We start from the raw sequence: 17246 nt of genomic DNA, 5'->3' as shown, positions 1-17246 counted from the left end.
ATGAATTCGAAAATTATAGCTAATGGAATTTTAAGAGCCATAGCCATAATCACTGGCATAGTGCTTCTTGCCTATTTTCTTTTTAAAATACAATCCGTGCTGGCCTATTTGGCCATCGCTGCGGTGATAGCACTGCTTGGCAGGCCCGTTGTTCTCTTTTTGAGAAGAAAACTAAAGTTCCCCAACACCTTGGCAGTAATTATAACCATGGTTTTTATGTTCGGTATTTTTATGGGGATATTGGCCTTGTTTATTCCTCTCATTTCCGAGCAGAGTAGAAACTTATCGTTATTGGATATTGACGCTTTAAAAGCTGATGTAAATACATTGTACCATCAGATTTTGGAATATTTTGGGGCCACAACGGATAATGTCTCCGATTTAATACAAGACTCTGAGCTGGAAAAAAATGTTTTGGAAGGACTGGACTTAGGGTTCATACCCAACTTCTTAAACTCATTTGTGAATACTTTGAGTAGTTTTAGCATTGGTCTTTTTTCCGTCCTTTTTATTTCCTTTTTCTTTTTGAAGGATAGCAAGTTGTTCCAAAACGGGATGTTGATTTTTGTTCCTGATAATAAAGAAAGTAACCTTGTAAAGTCGGTGGACAAAATCAATGGTTTGCTTTCAAGATATTTCGCTGGAATCTTACTCCAGCTTTTTATTCTATTCGTGATTTATACCATTGCATTGTTAATTGTCGGTGTGGAAAATGCCATCGTCATCGCATTCCTTTGTGCCTTGTTCAACATCATTCCATACATCGGTCCAATCATCGGTGGAGCCATCATGATCACCCTCACAATGACCAGCTTTCTAGGATCGGATTTTAGCTCTGTTATTTTGCCAAAAGCATCTTATGTTTTAATCGGATTGGCTATTGGTCAATTAGTTGATAATTTCTTTTCTCAACCTTTTATTTTTTCAAAAAGTGTGAAGTCCCATCCACTTGAAATCTTCTTGGTAATCATCATTGCCGGCCTTGTTTTTGGAGTGGTTGGAATGGTCGTAGCGGTACCCGCTTACACGGCGATAAAAGTGATTTTAAAGGAGTTTATAGCTGAAAATTCCTTTGTAAAAAAACTAACGAAAAATTTATAGTATTAGTTTGAATAAATTGATATTAAATACTGGTGTACAGAGTTTTATATCAGAAAATTGGAATACTGACATCGTGTCAGTTTTGCTAAAAAAACCAGTTTTCAACGGTGTTTCCCAAAAAGAACTTGCTGGTCAGCTTGAGTCAAAAAAAAAATGTAAAGAAAAGCTCCCTACCTGGTTTAACACCACAGGTATTTATTATCCAAAAAAGTTGAATATTGAGCAAACCAGTTCGGAACAAACGGCGGCATATAAATCAAGACTGGTCAATGGAAAAAAGCTTCTAGATGTTACCGGAGGACTAGGTGTGGATACGTACTTTTTTTCAAAGGAAATTGCAACTGTTTTTCACTGCGAAATCGACACGGATTTGAGCGAAATCAGCGCTTACAATTTTGAAGTTTTGGGCCGAAAAAATATCCATTGTCTTTCAGAAAATGGAATAGAGTATTTAAAAGAAACTGATCAAAAATTTGATTGGGTCTATGTTGACCCTTCGCGTCGAAGTGATAGTAAAGGGAAGGTGTTTTTATTAGAGGATTGCATTCCAAATCTACCCGAGTATCTTTCTATGATTTTTGAGAAAAGTACAAATGTACTAATCAAGACCTCTCCCCTTTTAGATATCACTCAAGGAATAAAAGAACTCGACCACATAAAAGAAATCCATGTGGTTGCAGTTCAAAATGAAGTGAAAGAATTGTTGTTTGTTTTGGAATATGGCTTTGATGGGGAAATCGATATTAAAACCATCAATCTGGCAAAAGGGAAGGAAGAAATTTTTGATTTTAGGCTACAAGATGAGCTGCAATTAGCAATTAGTTCTGGCCCACCTGAGACCTATCTATATGAGCCCAATGCGGCTATTCTTAAATCAGGCGGTTTCAAATCTGTTTCGAGGATGTTCGAATTGAATAAATTACACAAACATTCTCACTTGTACACCTCAGTCAAGTTGATTGATTTTCCTGGAAGAAGGTTCGAAATCGTTAACACCATTTCCTATTCAAAAAAGGGTTTAAAAATATTGAATATACCCAAAGCCAATATTACTACGAGAAACTTTCCCAGCACTGTTGCTGAGCTGAGAAGAAAACATAAAATCAAAGATGGAGGAGATAAGTATCTTTTCTTTACTACAGATTTAAATGACAAATTGATTATTCTCGAGTGCAAAAAGACTAATCAACACATTCCCATTTAAAGTTCGCCACTTTATCATTTGAAGCCGTTGATAGGTTATAGTGCCACCATTCGGTGCGTATGGACCAAAAACCATAGGCTTCCATAGTTTCTTTCAACAATTTCCTATTTGTGAGAATTATTTCGGGAAGGTCCAGATTATCATGATACGCCCTTTTTCCAAAAAAATCGAAGTCCGTACCCATATCCAATTCTTTTCCGTCCAAATCAACCAAAGTAATATCCACAGCACCTCCTTTATTATGAATTGAGCCTTTGACGGGGTTTGCCACATATTGAGGATTGGGCACAATCTCCCACATTTTATATTGCACTGAATTCGGGCGATAGCAATCAAAAAATTTGATTTTTACTCCTTCTTCCATAAAACTTTTATTCGCCTTAATCAGTGCCCTGGCGGTTTTTACACGGGTATAGCATTCTGCACAATCGTATACTTTAGCCTTTAGAAAATTGTTTTCGGTAGCGTATCGCATATCATAAGCAAAATCAGCACTGAAATCAGCCAACCTAACAAAGGTGGTATCGGCGAGACCATCAAACGTTTTTAATACATTCTCTTTGGTGGTGATGGAGATTACAGTATCCCTTACTTCAATATTCTCCGATTCCATTTCAGGAATAATATCGTTGGCAATCTTGCCTTCTTTTTGTTTGCATGAACAGAAGGCAATAAGTAAAATGTAAAACACTAGCTTCTTCATCAATTTCTTTTTTGTTGGTTAAGCCATTTGTATAATGAATCATCTGTATAAGCTCTACCCCAGGAGTTATGACCTACTCCTTCATACCTCGTATATTTTACATCATACTGCATTTCTTTTAGTTTGGCCACCATTTTATCAGATTCTTCCACGGATATGACTTCATCTTGGTCTCCATGGAATACCCAAATCGGCATTTTTTTATCAATCCAGTGCGCATATGGCAAAGGGGCCATTCCACACACAACGGCTAAGGCTGCAAATTTCTCTGGATATTGTGTAGAAATTGCCCATGCAGCGCTTCCCCCACGGCTTAAGCCTGTTAGGTATATTCTATCGGCATCAACACGATTGGTCTCGATTACCGAATCCAATAACTTCATTACAGCCTTGGTGTCCCACCACTTTCTTTTATGAGGATTTTGGGGTGCCAACACCAAAAAGGGGAACTGTTTTCCTTCCACCAATAGTTTCGGCGGTCCGCTTTCTTTCAGCTCATCCAAGTCTCCTCCGGATTCTCCCCCACCGTGTAAAAACAACAATAGGCCAAATTCTTTATCAACATCTGAATCATACCCTTCGGGATAGTATAAATAATACTTTAGGTTTTCAGTGTTTACGGTTTGAATCTCATCTTCGATGAGTCTGGATTGGGCAGCACAACTTTCTAATAGAAAAAGGCTCAATAGCAAAATAGGTACACTCAGAGTTTTTGGGAATTGCATGCTCTAAGTTACAAAAGTTTATCTGCGACCTCTTGCCATGAATTTACACGTTCAAATCCATTGGTATTCACGTTATGAGGTGAGGTAAATAGAAAGGAACGGCCATCAAAATTCTTTAAGTTATATGACCTGTCATCTATAAGGATATCGCCCTTCAAAATGAACTTATGCCCGCATAATATGCGATTTTGCCATGGAATGAACGGAAAAAACTCATCCAGCCAATCCGACTTTTCTTTTAATGAATTGGGAAATTGCATGGCGGCTGATGCAATGTACACCTCATGCTTCTTATTAAGTTCAGCCATTACTTCCTGGCTTCCTTCAATAAGTTTTAAATTTCTAAAGAAACCAACTTCCCACGCATGATTTCGTATTTCTTTGCTATGTTCTTCGGGTACACTTTCCCATGCTTCCTTACCCTGACAATCCGCCAGATTTAGCTGAACCCCATGTTTTTCTTTATACAATTCCAAATGGGCTCCATACGTATCAGCGAGCACCTCATCCATATCTACAAATAGCGTCATTTCAAAAATTTTAAGCCTCGAAGGAATAAAAAAAAGAATGAATCACAAACTATTATAGAAAGATATAGTGGAAAATTAACCTGTAGGAGAACTGGTAAAAAGAAATATACTATTGGATTGTTTTGGTCGATTCACGTTCAACCAAACTGGTTTTTACCAGTTTTGTGGTATATGGCATGTCCCCCTCGTATTCAATGCGATCTATAAGTAAATTGGCCGAAAGTTCTCCGATATACTTTCCATGTTGACTTACCATGGTCAATGCGGGAGATACATATTTTGATAATCTTCCGTTCGTAAACCCAACCAATGATATCTCTTCCGGAACATCGATGTCTTTTAGCTTCAAAATATTAAGAGTATCCACAGCGGTCATTTCGTCCAAGGCGATAATTCCATCAATTTCTTTATCATCCAATAAAAGTGATATCAATAATTGTAGGTCATCTTTTTTACCAACCTTTACTATGTTTTTTTCTTCAAAAACTAGCCCATTTTCCTTTAGTGCTTTTTTATATCCATCTACCCTTAGTTTCCCAACACTAGAATTATAAATTGCGGAGATAATGGCTACTTTTTTACATCCTGTTTTCAATAAGTGATTTGTGGTTTTATATCCAGCCTCAAAATCATCCACAACGACTTTATCGCATTCCACTTGTTCAGATACTCTGTCGAACATGACCATGGGAATCTGATTGTCCACTAAAGTTTGTAGATGCTTTAAATCACCTTTAGCTTGTGTTTCTGCAGAAAGTGAGAGCATAATTCCGTCTACAGCCCCTGCATTTAATAGGTCGATGGTCTGTATTTCTTTGTGGCAAGACTCATTGGAAAAACAGCTGATAATCTTATACCCTCTGGCATTGGCGGTTTTCTCAATACCAAAAATTACCTGTGCGAAAAAGAAGTTGAGAATATTCGGAACAATAACCCCTATGGTTTTGGTACTATTACGGACCAAACTTTGAGCAATCCTGTTTGGCTTGTAATTGTTCTCGTTAGCAAACTTCTGAATCTTGGTTTTTAGATCACGACTAATCTCGTGACTATCATTTATTGCCTTGGAAACTGTGGAAATAGAAACTCCAAAAATATATGCGATGTCCTTTAAAGTGACTTTTTTCATTCCACAAGGATTTACTATAGGTGTTTATGCTCATCACGTCCAATAGAAAATGATAAATAATCACCGTAATAAGAGGGAATGAAAGTACAATATCTAAGTTAGATATACTTTCCTTATGAGGAAATACCTACGTCAAACGTACTGGTTTATAATATTTTCAAACAACTCTTGTTTGCCACTAATCTGTTCAGGCTCTCCTTTACCCTTCGCATAATCGTATAAATCAGTAAGTGATAACTCTCCAGCGGAGAATTCTGCTCCCTTCCCTGAGTTAAAAGAGGCATATCTTTTGTTTAAAAGTGATTCATAAGGTGATTGCTGAATCACCGCATCCGCTATCAGCAAAGCCCTAGCAAAGGTATCTGCACCACCAATATGAGCCAAAAATATATCTTCCAAATCGGTTGAGTTTCGCCTTGTTTTCGCATCAAAGTTAATACCGCCACCTTGAAGCCCTCCTGACTTCAAGAACACTAACATGGCTTCGGCAGTTTCAAGTACATTATTTGGAAATTGGTCCGTGTCCCAACCATTCTGATAGTCTCCTCGGTTGGCATCTACACTTCCTAACATACCAGCATTCGCAGCAACTTGTAGTTCATGCTGAAACGTATGTTGGGCCAAAGTGGCGTGATTGACTTCTATATTTAGTTTAAAATCATTTTCCAAACCATATTCCCGAATAGAATTGATGGAAGTGGCTGCATCAAAATCATATTGATGTTTTGTAGGCTCCATTGGTTTCGGTTCTATGAAGAAAGTTCCTTGAAAACCTTGACTTCTTGCATAGTCTTTTGCCATATTTAAAAAACGGCCGATATTATCCTGTTCACGCTTCATATCCGTATTCAACAAAGACATATAGCCTTCACGACCACCCCAGAAAACGTAGTTTTCACCACCTAGGGCAATAGTAGCATCTAAAGCAATCTTTACTTGAGCTCCTGCTCTTGCCACAACATTGAAGTCAGGATTGGAAGCTGCGCCATTCATATATCTGGGATTCGAAAAACAGTTGGAAGTACCCCATAACAGTTTTACCCCTGATGCTTCCTGCTTCTCTTTAAGGTATGCTACTATCCCCTGAATTCTTTCTTCGGATTTGGACAAGGTATCTGCTTCATCTACTAAATCATAATCATGAAAGCAATAGTAGTCAAATCCCATTTTAGTAATGAACTCAAAGGCTGCATCAGCCTTATCTTGGGCTGCTTTCACTGAGTCTGAGGCCATCGCCCATGGAAAGCTCTTAGTGCCAGGCCCAAAAGGGTCACCTCCAGTTCCACAGAGTGTATGCCAGTACGCCATAGCGAACTTAAAATGGTCACGCATTGTTTTTCCTGCCACAACTTGTTCAGGATTATAAAACTTAAATGCCAATGGGTTATCAGAATCCCGACCCTCATATTTAATCTCTCCTATCCCTTTAAAAAATTCCTTATCGCCTATAAGTGCCATGTTAAATGTTATTGGTTTATAATTAATTCAAGTTCTTTTTTCCATGTTTTATATGCCCTATCATAAGACTCCATATCTTTTTGCGGGCTATACGTCATTATATAGTCGTTTTGCATAAAAGATGAAAACGTATCATATCCATCCAGTGTAATAGTACATGCCCTTGCAGCTCCTATCGCTCCGGTGGTATTGTATATTTCGATTTCTTGTTTACTGAGAGAAGATATGGTATTGGCAAAAATCTCCGACCGAAAAAGGTTATCATTCCCGGCGCGTATTACCTTTGAGTTTATACCATCAGATTTCATAATATCCATCCCATAAACAAAAGCGAATGCAATACCTTCGATTGCCGCCCTACAGAAATGTGCTTTGGAATGCCGGTTCAAATCAAGATTAACAATCCGTGTACCAACATCTCTATTTAAAAGCATGCGTTCGGCTCCATTACCAAAGGGAATAATACAAAGGCCATCAGCACCTATTTCAACCTGATTCGCTAATTGATTCATTTCTTCATAGGAAGAAACATCTAAATTGTTCAACAACCACCTATATTGGATTCCCGCGCCATTTATGCAAAGAAGTTTACCAATGTTCTTTACTTTATCGAAACCATAATTGACATGGGCAAAATTGTTGACCCGGGAACTTTCTTTAACCGAAAGGCTATCCGTAACGGCATATACCACTCCTGATGTACCTCCGGTAGCGGCTACTTCCCCGGGATTAAATACATTGAGGGACAAAGCATTATTAGGTTGGTCGCCAGCACGATACAGAATTGGGGTTCCTTCCAAGAGCCCACATTCTTTTGAACCTCTTAGAGAAACTACTGATTGATTATCAAAGGTTTGAACAACATCCGGAATCAATTCTTTTGAAAAACCATGATAGTTCAAAATATCTTTGGAAACGGAGCCCTGTTCGAAATCCCAAAATATTCCCTCCGACAGGCCAGAAATGGTAGTGTTCATTTTGCCAGAAAACCGATATGCGATATAATCGCCCGGTAGCATGAACTTATCTACTTTTTGAAAAACTTCAGGCTCATTGTCCTTGACCCATCGTAACTTGGAGGCAGTAAAGTTTGCAGGTGAATTCAATAAATGCTTATGACATTTTTCAGGACCTAGGTCTTCGTAAGTGATATTTCCAATTTCTACAGCCCTACTGTCGCACCAAATGATTGACTTACGCAGTGAATTACCGTTTTTATCGACAACTACCAAGCCGTGCATTTGATAAGCTATACCAATTCCAACAATATCTTGCTCTGAAATATTATGAACGTCCTTGAGTTTTTTTATTCCATTGCAAACATGCTTCCACCAATCTTCGGGTTCTTGCTCCGCCCATCCTTTTTCAGGAGAATGAATAGGCATTTCTTCCTCAGGTTCTTGGATAACTCCAATACGCTTACCACTTGCACTTTCAACTAATGCAACCTTTACGGAAGAACTTCCCAAGTCTATACCCAAATAATACATTGATCTCTACGTTGATGGTCTCAATCAAATGTAAAAAATGTTGGCCCTAAAAAAAGCGAACTGCCAAATAAATCCTATGGATTCTCGTATTAAAAAAGTCAAATAGGTTAATTAAAACGAAAACAAGCCATTGATTATCATGTATTTAAATATAAATAGCATGTTACGAAATTTTTTCGAAAGGGTTTTCGTATTTTTTCGTAACTAAAGATTAGACAACGAAAAAACACCTTAAAGGTAAGTTAGGCATCAATTGGTTTTAACCTAAAAATAGACCCACCATCCACCCCAATATATATGAAGCCATCTGGACCTTGTCTTACTACTCGTATTCTCTTACCAAATTCCTCCAACAAACGTTCTTCATGTATCACCTTCCCATCTTTCAGTACTAGTCTATTAAGGTGAGTCAAAGCCATAGCTCCAATAAACAAATTGCCCTTCCATGATTTAAATTTATCTCCAAAGTAAAATTCCATGCCACTTGGGGCTATAGATGGCGTATAGAAATGTATTGGCTGCTCCAAACCGTCTTTATGTGTTATTCCGTTTTTAATTGGGGTATCATCATAGTCAATCCCATGGCAAATTATTGGCCATCCGTAGTTTAATCCCGGTTCTATTCGGTTCAATTCGTCGCCTCCTTTTGGTCCGTGCTCATGTAACCATAATTCATTTGTTTCAGGATGCAAGGTTAAGCCCTGAGGATTTCGATGTCCATAACTCCAAATTTCGGACTTGGCACTATCAATTCCAGCAAATGGATTATCCTGTGGTATTCGACCATCAGCAAATATTCGCATTACCTTTCCCAAGTGGTTATCTAATTTTTGAGCGGCATCCATGAGGTCATAACGGTCACCCATTGTAAAAAATAAATACTCATCTTGGATAATCATTCTTGATCCATAATGACTTGGAGATTTATAAAATGGAAAAGCTGTAAAAATACGCTGGATATTGATCAGCGAATCTCCTTCTAATTTGGCCCTATCAATCACCATGGAGCTACTGATGGAATCTCCGATAGAATGAGAAAAATAAAGCCAACCATTTTTCTTATAATTTGGATGGAGTAAAACATCCAGTGCCCCACCATCACCACGGGAATATGACGTTGGAACTCCTTGAAGTACTTTCTTTTTTCCCGATGCTATATCTATCCTAATGAGTTCTCCTGAAAATCTATTGGTAACTAGCATATTTCCATCTGGTAAAAAAATCATTCCGAATGGAATCCGAATACTATCGGTTATCTTTTCCAGTACAAAATTCTGTACCTCACTGGCGAAGATTTGCGATTCTTTTGGATGGTTGCAGCCAATCGCAATTAATCCAAGGCAAGCAGTAATTTTAAAGAGGTGTTTTTTAGCCATCATAATCCAGAAAATTAATTTTCTGGCAATCTCTAATTCAATATGAAATTTGGCTATTTCATTTGAATAAAACTATGATGGATTTATAAATTGATTAAACCAAAAAAGGCCCCCAAATTAAATGGAGGCCTTTTCCTTTATTGAAAACAATTTTTATTGTTTTTCAAGTTCAAAGTGGAATATTCCTTGTCCAACAAAGTCGACATTCAGATCTATGGCTCCATTACACGTGTTTACCGTTCCAGTTCCCCCGACCGCTATTGGAAAAGGCGCGCCAGGAGTACCATAATCAAAGGGTTCATTAGACGAAATGGTCACATTTCCATTTTCAGGGTCTACCTCCAAAATCATGTACGAAGTACTTGGATTGGTGATAAATGGATTATTCGTTGATAAAATAAATACTTGATTTGGTTCATCTCCTGGGACGACCGGAACACTCTGTCCAGGGGTGTAATCAGCCCAAACATCATCTATCACTGTATAATTTCCATCAAAAATGCTTTGATCAAATGGACAAACTAGCAATGCAGAATAGGAATATGGAGAGGAAAAGAACGATCCTCCTGAAACATTACCCGTTGCATCAATGTTAGTGAACGATCGTCCATCCGTTAAGACCAACTCCAAACGAATTGTGAAGGAATCACCTCCGGTGAATCCATCTGAAGGAATGCCTAAAGCCGTTAGTGCTTCCTGCAAAGTAATTTGTAGATCAATAACGGGTAGCCCGTTGCTTCCTGAGGTAAATGCGGAAGAAGGGATACTTTGATATAGTGTTTCACTTACGTTATTGTCAATACCATCATCTGTATTATCAACAAAAGTCAGAAATACTTCCAACGATTGCATTAAACCTCCGTTTTCATCGTCCTGCTCTTCAATTGTAATCGAAAAAGCTGAATTTAGATCATTGGCTTGAAAAATACCACTTTCGGTGTTCAATGTCCGTATAATCGCACCACGTGTCACTATATCTTGAACCTCCAATGTAAGTTTATCATCCTCGCTGCAAGAACCGACCAAAATAGCCAACGCAAGCACTAGAAAGTTTTTAATATTATTCATAGAATTCAATTTTTAATGATTAATTAGCTATTGGATTGGTTGCATTATTATCCCAAAAAACAGGTATTGTATGACTTGCCTTTTGATCAATATTTGGATTGTTGTTTACCACATTTGATGGGTAATACATAGACCTAACAAATTCACCAGGATTTGGTTCCAAATTTGGTTGTAACGTGACTGGAAATTGGTTTCTTCTGTAAAAATTATAGGGCTCCACGCCGTTTCCATAATGAGCAATCCAATATTGTTCTGCCAATACATTCCACTTATCGTTCATGTCGCCATTGTCAAAGTTTGTGCCTATGGTATTTCTATAAGAGGTAATCTCAGCTGTTGTTGGGGCAAATGAAGTATCTGCGCCTCCTTCTCTTCCTACTAGAAACGCCTGTACCTTGGCCATAGACCTATCAAAAGCAGCCAATAAAAATGTTCTGGCACCAGCCATGTCGCCATTTGCCATAGCCATTTCAGCTTTCATGAAATCCACGTTAAATGCGGTTAAAAGTGAGCTGACTCCATTTCCTCCTGATCCTGTACCCAAGCCTACTGGCAAAAACTGATCAGAATCAAACTGCCCACCTACAGGGTACACACCCCATGTAGCTCTCAGTAGGCCATCTGGCGGGATTCCCGTAGCATTACCATGGTCACGCCCCCAATAACCATTGTCCAACCAACAGAAAGTGAAGTTTCCATCTACGTAGTGTTGTGGCGGGGTCTCCAAAGAGCATCTTAAGGTTTCCTCATTGGGGTCTATTTCTGCTCCTGGCACCGCTGGTCTTTGTCTATAGAAATAATAACGAATCCTCGGGTCGTTAGTCGTATCCATTAGATTCATCATCCAATTGGACATGTACTCACCGGCTCCTCCGGCCGTATAATTGATTCCATACCGTGGATGTCTTGTATCGGGTTGCGTGGCGCTTGTGGCTGGCCAGTTCCATTCAAAATCATCTGCAGTATCTTGAATATAGTTGCCCGAATTAACGATGGCATTGAAACTTGCCATTGCCTGAGAATCTACCAAACGGCGTTGTAGATAGATTTTCATTTTCAAGGTATTCGCCGCCCTCACCCATTTGGTATAATCATTTGCGTAATAGAAATCTGTGGTAGGTTCGGATGCCGCGCTTTGGTTGAAATTTGAAATCGCTTCATCTATAAGCAGTAGCGAAGCATCATAAATACTTGCACCTGAATCCACAGACGGATTTAAAATACCCTCTGCTGCTTGAATAACCTCGGAATAGGGAACATCTCCAAAGAAGTCTACCATAGTTACCATTAAATACGCTTCTATAAACTGTGCGATGGCAATATGGTGGATTTGATTTGCCTCTTCCGCCAAAGGCGTCATCGCCCGAATATCCCCAAGAATTCCTAAATAAGCATTGATCCACTCATCATCCATATCACTATCTTGGTAAATACTTGCATATTGCCTACCAGCTCCGTTAATGATTCGGGTCAATTCCATTCCCAGCTCATTAAAACCGTCTCCAGTAGTATTACCTCCACCTTGCCAATTATCATTTAAATCATTGTCTGCATCTCCTTCAAACTGCCTAATAAAATCTTCTTGTATAGAATTAAGGAAGAAATCCACACTCGCTTGATTTGGAGTCAGCGCATTTGGATTGGATGTAATGTCCAATTCCGTGGTTTCGCATGACGTGAATACGAGCAATAATCCCATGACCGATAAGGCCATAAACTTGTTTATGTTTTTCATTATTTTCATAGTATTATTTTTAAAATGAAGCTTTTACACTCAACCCGTACCTTCTTGAGCTTGGCCCGTTTATAAAGTCAAAACCAAAGCCATTTCCAACACCCAACCCCGAAGTATTTGGATCAAAATTTGCTCCCTTCGGTGTGTTGATAGCTCTAAACCAGAGGTTGTTTCCGGAAGCTGTAAAAACGAGGGATCCAAAAGGTGTTTTATCCAGGAATTTAGATGGCATGTTATAGCTTAGAGAAGCTTCTTGCAGTCTAATCGTTGTGGCATCATAAACCTGAAGCTCACTCGGTCCATTCAAAACATTACTGAACCAAAAGGTCGAGTTGTTTATCTGTAAATTATTCACGTTACCATTTTGGTCAACCCCAGGAAGGATATAAGTGTTTTCTCGATCAATAGTTTCTGGTGTTAGCCCTCTACCTAATAAAGTAGATATTGTTGAGGAGTAAACATCGCCGCCTTGCGTATAGTTCCATTGGAAGCCAAGGGTGAAGTTTTTGAATGAAATGCTATTTCTCACATTCATGACCCAGTCTGGGTTTGGGTCTCCGATAATGCCATTGTTAGGGTCTTGCACATAATTTCCGTCACCCCCAACTACAAGATTACCATTGGCATCACGAAGGACTCTTGTCCCAAAGAACACGCCCAAAGGCTGATCTTGTATTGCAGAATTTCCTAGGTTACTAAAACCGGAGTAGACAACTTGATCGGTATCTACACCCAAATCTGTTACGGTAGTTTCAAAAGCTGTGAAGTTCACATTGGTGCTCCAGCTAAAACCGTCACCTGAACTTCTTATCCAATTAACTCCTAAATCAGCTTCAATTCCTTCAGATTCTATTTCACCAATGTTTGTAGCTGTAACAAAGAAACCACTCGAAGGGTCTAGAGGTCTGTCCAAAATCAAATCTTTGGTGAACCTTTTATACACAGACCCATCAAAAGTAACACGTCCGTCCCACCATCTGGATTCAACCCCTAATTCTACTTCATTTAATGTCTCAGGTTGAAGGTTGGGATTTCCAAGTCTAGCACCTGTTGTATTGGCCACAACATTTGTACCTGTGCCATCCTGCGAATCTTGGGTATCTAAAAACAAGGTACTTGCGATTGGATAGGCGGATGATTCGAAATTGGCAGATACTCCGATACCCGCTCGTAGCTTCAAGTAGTTCAAAATATTCTCAGATTTCAAGGCATCAAAAGCTGTGGTAGGAATAAAAGAAAGACTTGCACTGGGATAAAATTGAGTTCTATTATCTCGTGAAAAATTGGAAACCCAATCGTTCCTTCCCGCTAAGGTTAGGTAAAGCATATTGTCATAGTCAAAATCCATTTGCACATAGACTCCCACTAAGTTTCTCTCAACAAAACTTTCTATTTCGTTTTGATTTAAAAAGTTAAAATGCCTTAGTACTCCGAATACTTGTTGGCCATCACTTGCTACTCCAATTTGATTGAAAATCTCTCTTCTAGATGTGGCCCCTAAATTAAATGTGGCCCCAACCTTTTCAACAATGTCGTAGTCCCCATTCAGAACTATGTTATGGTCCCATATGGTGTTATTGTTGTTCCATGTTTCATATATACCACTGGCCAAACGTACATCTCCACTATTTGAATTAATACCTCCCGCATTTTGGAAGTTCACATTGTCCTCACTATATACATCTATACCTGCTCTATAAACAATGTTTAGATTATCATTAATGTCATACTGCAACGATGCCTGACCAAAAACGCGATTTGTCTGTTGCTGTGTTTCGGCATTTGCAACTGTCCAAAGAGGGTGTTGTATGGTATTATCTTGTCTATAGTATACACTTCCGCCAGTAACTGGGTCTTGGAAAGGTAATCCTTGAATATCGATACTACGAGGTGTAAACCATAAATCTCCGAAGACGGATGAACCGGTTCCTGTTGCACCATCACCTTGACTCAATGCCACGGGCGGAGATACAAATTTCGTTCTACTAAAATTTAATGTTCCTGATGCGGTAAATCTGTTGGAAAGTTTTGCGTTTCCTCCGATGGATAATGTATTACGGGTTACCGTGTTATTGGGCGTAAATCCATTATCTTTTAAATGTCCGTAATTGATATTGTAATTTATTTTGGAATCTTCGGACGCTCCTCTAACATTGATTGAATTATTTGTAATTACTCCCGTTCTAAAAAATTTATAAACGGAGTCATAGGGTTGCCATTTATAGCGCACGCCTTGAAATTCTGGGAAAGCTGCCTGAATAGCCGCAGTGGATGTAGAATATGGATGCGCTAAAGTACCTTGAGCATCAATGGATGCCTGATTGCCCCAGCCGGCAGGACCATTACGATCAAAACTTGGACCCCAGTTACTAAAGAACCAGCCAAAAGATTGGTCAAAACCATTGCCATATTGGTTTTGATATTCGGGTAAGGAAGCAATTTGATTGATAAAAACAGAAGAGTTTATCGTTACTTCCGTTTTTTTTGGGCCTGATGATCTACTCGAACCTCCTTTTGTAGTAACTAAGACAACGCCATTCCGACCTTGAGAACCATACAATGTAGCTGCTGCAAGTCCCTTAAGCACGTTAACACTCTCAATGCTATTTGGATCTAAGTCCAAGAATCTACTAGAGCCATTGTTTCCATTAATAAAATCTTGCCGAGCTCCATTTCTGCCAGATGAATTTGTATCGGTGCTAAACGGTACACCATCCACAATGAAAAGGGCTTGATTACTAGAACTAAAAGTTGAGAGTCCTCGAATAATAATATTTGTACCTGACCCTGACAGACCACTCTGGTTGGTTATTTGTACTCCCGATGCTTTTCCTTGCAACACTCTTGCTACATCACCATCAGGTCTAGATTCCAGCTGATCTTCTCCAACTTCGGCGACAGCGTATCCCAAAGCTTGCTTTTCCCTTTTAATACCTAATGCGGTCACCACTACTTCTTCCAATGCCTGGGCATTTTCAGACATCTGTACATTTATAGTACTATCTGCGCCAACAACACTTCTGGTATCTTGTTGTCCTATGTAACTAAATAATAATACTTGACCCACACTAACATTAATGGAGTAGTTACCATCAAAGTCGGTTTGAGTTCCAGTAATGGTGCCTTCGACAACAATGTTGACTCCAGGCAAGGGAAGACCATTTTGATCTGTAACCTTCCCTGAGACCACTTTTTCTTGTGCAAAGGACATGTGAACAATAAACGCGAACAAGAGCGTCAAAAATCCTTTTACTTTCATACAGTTTGAGTTTTAATTAGAAATTAATTGAGTTATCTGTACAATTGAGAAAGGCAGGTGGGAGAAGGGTTTGATAGCTAATTCAAATAATACTCCTAATAAAATGAGAACAAAACTGAGTGTCTTGCGATGTCAGAAAGAAGTAAAGTTTCTCACCACCTTACCTTTACAATTGCGCTGTAAAACAAGTCAAAGGAATTGCCAAAAAGACCACAGATTATAATCTGTTACTGATTATCCGTTACATAGTTACTGTTACTATGATGCAAAGTAGACTGCTGGATATATTTGGTAGGAGTCATATTCGTAATTTTCTTGAAAGCTCGATGAAAACTCATTTTGTTGTTGAAACCAACCATAAAGGCGATTTCTATAATTTTGAGGTCATCATTACCCAAAAGCAACTTCTTGGCTTCTTCCACCCTAAATTCATTTATAAAATCGTGGAAGCCTTTGCCAAAATGTTCATTGATTACTTGTGAGGTGTGGTGCCTAGCCATTCCCAAAGCATCCGATAAATCTGAAAGGCTTAAATCACCGTTAAGAAAAAGTTCTTTGTTCTTTACTTCATCCCAAATTTTAACTTTGTACTCCCTAGACAGGATATCTGAAAGTCCAGATCTGTTATATTTTGTTAGCGGTATGAGCTTCTTTAATGATTTTCCTTCAAATATTTCTGTGTGGATATAACCGAAGTAGGTTATCAATCCAACGAAAATAATCATGGATATTGTAATTATGTAATCATGCTTGTCGGTTAGCACATCTGAAAAAGATAATATATCATATACCAGCCAAGACAGGGCAAAACCCATAAAAAAGTAAGAGGTGATCTTTAGCCACAACCTCATCTCATCGTCTTGCACGTAGCTTTTCCGGTTCATTATGTAGGTGCTTATCGCATAGATAACCAGAAGAATTGAAAGTCCAAATTCCAAATGGGTTGGGTTGATGAAAAAAAACTTGAACAATGTGCCTTGCTTCCAAAATACTACTCTGTCGGTCAAGGGCAACATATAAAATCTTCCACAGTTAAGGAGTACAATGAAAGCGGGAATCAAGTGTACTACCAATTTGCCTTGATTAAATACATCTTTTTTTAATACCAATCGTTTAATGTATAGATAAAACAAAGGCCCATATAATGAAAGTGGCACTAAGTAAACATAAGTCAACCTTCTAAAAAGATATTCATTAAACCTTGTCCAAAAAAGGACATTGTAGAATAAATTGTATGCGAAAAGTATTAAAAATACAACCCATATCAGTTTGGATTTTCTATCTCCTTTTCTGGTGCTAACAACAACAATAGCAGTGAAGAGTACATGAATTGCAAAGGATAGTATCAATATTTCCCAAATGTTCATAGCAAAATCTTTGAAAAACTTTATAATTCAAGTGATTGAACAACTTGATTTAGATGATATAACTAAAAGCTATTTTATCTGTGGATAATCTTTTTCTTTAC

13 protein-coding genes are annotated in these 17246 nt (G+C 38.5%); 2 read left to right on the top strand and 11 right to left on the bottom strand.

Annotated elements, in window-relative coordinates:
• The gene (locus tag ACOKFG_RS10005; protein WP_422861167.1) at positions 1–1101 is read left to right on the top strand and encodes an AI-2E family transporter; all 1101 of its coding nucleotides are present in this window, start codon (positions 1–3) and stop codon (positions 1099–1101) included.
• Positions 1102–1174: 73 nt separating this feature from the next.
• On the top strand, positions 1175–2305 hold the full coding sequence (locus ACOKFG_RS10000) for a THUMP-like domain-containing protein (protein ID WP_422861166.1): 1131 nt from the start codon (positions 1175–1177) through the stop codon (positions 2303–2305).
• On the opposite strand, the gene ACOKFG_RS09995 is transcribed toward ACOKFG_RS10000, so the two are convergent.
• The 11 genes from ACOKFG_RS09995 to ACOKFG_RS09945 all read right to left on the bottom strand — a co-directional run bounded on the left by ACOKFG_RS09995 (position 2283) and on the right by ACOKFG_RS09945 (position 17145).
• Positions 2283–3008 (bottom strand): M15 family metallopeptidase, encoded by a 726-nt coding sequence (locus tag ACOKFG_RS09995; protein WP_299484939.1) that lies wholly within the window; start codon positions 3006–3008, stop codon positions 2283–2285. The two genes, ACOKFG_RS10000 and ACOKFG_RS09995, sit on opposite strands and share 23 nt — an antisense overlap.
• The gene (locus tag ACOKFG_RS09990) at positions 3008–3733 is read right to left on the bottom strand and encodes a prolyl oligopeptidase family serine peptidase (RefSeq protein WP_298793822.1); all 726 of its coding nucleotides are present in this window, start codon (positions 3731–3733) and stop codon (positions 3008–3010) included. Before ACOKFG_RS09990 ends, ACOKFG_RS09995 begins: the two co-directional genes overlap by 1 nt.
• Positions 3734–3741: 8 nt before the next feature.
• Positions 3742–4263 (bottom strand): 5' nucleotidase, NT5C type, encoded by a 522-nt coding sequence (locus tag ACOKFG_RS09985; RefSeq protein ID WP_298793821.1) that lies wholly within the window; start codon positions 4261–4263, stop codon positions 3742–3744.
• A gap of 109 nt (positions 4264–4372) precedes the next feature.
• On the bottom strand, positions 4373–5392 hold the full coding sequence (locus ACOKFG_RS09980; protein ID WP_298793820.1) for a LacI family DNA-binding transcriptional regulator: 1020 nt from the start codon (positions 5390–5392) through the stop codon (positions 4373–4375).
• 132 nt (positions 5393–5524) lie between these two features.
• Positions 5525–6850, bottom strand: a complete 1326-nt coding sequence (gene xylA, locus ACOKFG_RS09975; protein WP_299484934.1) for a xylose isomerase — start codon at positions 6848–6850, stop codon at positions 5525–5527.
• 8 nt (positions 6851–6858) lie between these two features.
• Positions 6859–8340 carry an FGGY family carbohydrate kinase gene (locus ACOKFG_RS09970; RefSeq protein ID WP_299484933.1) on the bottom strand — a complete coding sequence of 494 codons (1482 nt, stop codon included), beginning with the start codon at positions 8338–8340 and terminating at the stop codon, positions 6859–6861.
• Between the two features lie 242 nt (positions 8341–8582).
• A complete protein-coding gene (locus tag ACOKFG_RS09965; RefSeq protein ID WP_422861165.1) occupies positions 8583–9719 on the bottom strand; it encodes a PQQ-dependent sugar dehydrogenase in 1137 nt (378 codons plus the stop codon).
• A gap of 150 nt (positions 9720–9869) precedes the next feature.
• Positions 9870–10784: a hypothetical protein gene (locus ACOKFG_RS09960; RefSeq protein WP_298793816.1), complete on the bottom strand. Its 915-nt coding sequence runs from the start codon at positions 10782–10784 to the stop codon at positions 9870–9872.
• A gap of 19 nt (positions 10785–10803) precedes the next feature.
• Complete coding sequence (locus ACOKFG_RS09955) at positions 10804–12528, bottom strand: SusD/RagB family nutrient-binding outer membrane lipoprotein (RefSeq protein ID WP_298793815.1); 1725 nt, start codon at positions 12526–12528, stop codon at positions 10804–10806.
• A gap of 10 nt (positions 12529–12538) precedes the next feature.
• On the bottom strand, positions 12539–15778 hold the full coding sequence (locus ACOKFG_RS09950) for a SusC/RagA family TonB-linked outer membrane protein (protein ID WP_298793814.1): 3240 nt from the start codon (positions 15776–15778) through the stop codon (positions 12539–12541).
• Positions 15779–16005: 227 nt separating this feature from the next.
• Entirely contained in the window at positions 16006–17145 is a 1140-nt protein-coding gene (locus ACOKFG_RS09945) for a helix-turn-helix domain-containing protein (RefSeq protein WP_298793813.1), read from the bottom strand.
• Positions 17146–17246: the final 101 nt, after the last annotated feature.

It is taken from the genome of Flagellimonas rhodophyticola (assembly GCF_049332665.1).
Classification (GTDB): domain Bacteria; phylum Bacteroidota; class Bacteroidia; order Flavobacteriales; family Flavobacteriaceae; genus Flagellimonas.
The sequence above is the reverse complement of the archived record's forward strand: the minus strand, read 5'-3'. Positions and strand labels throughout refer to the sequence as shown.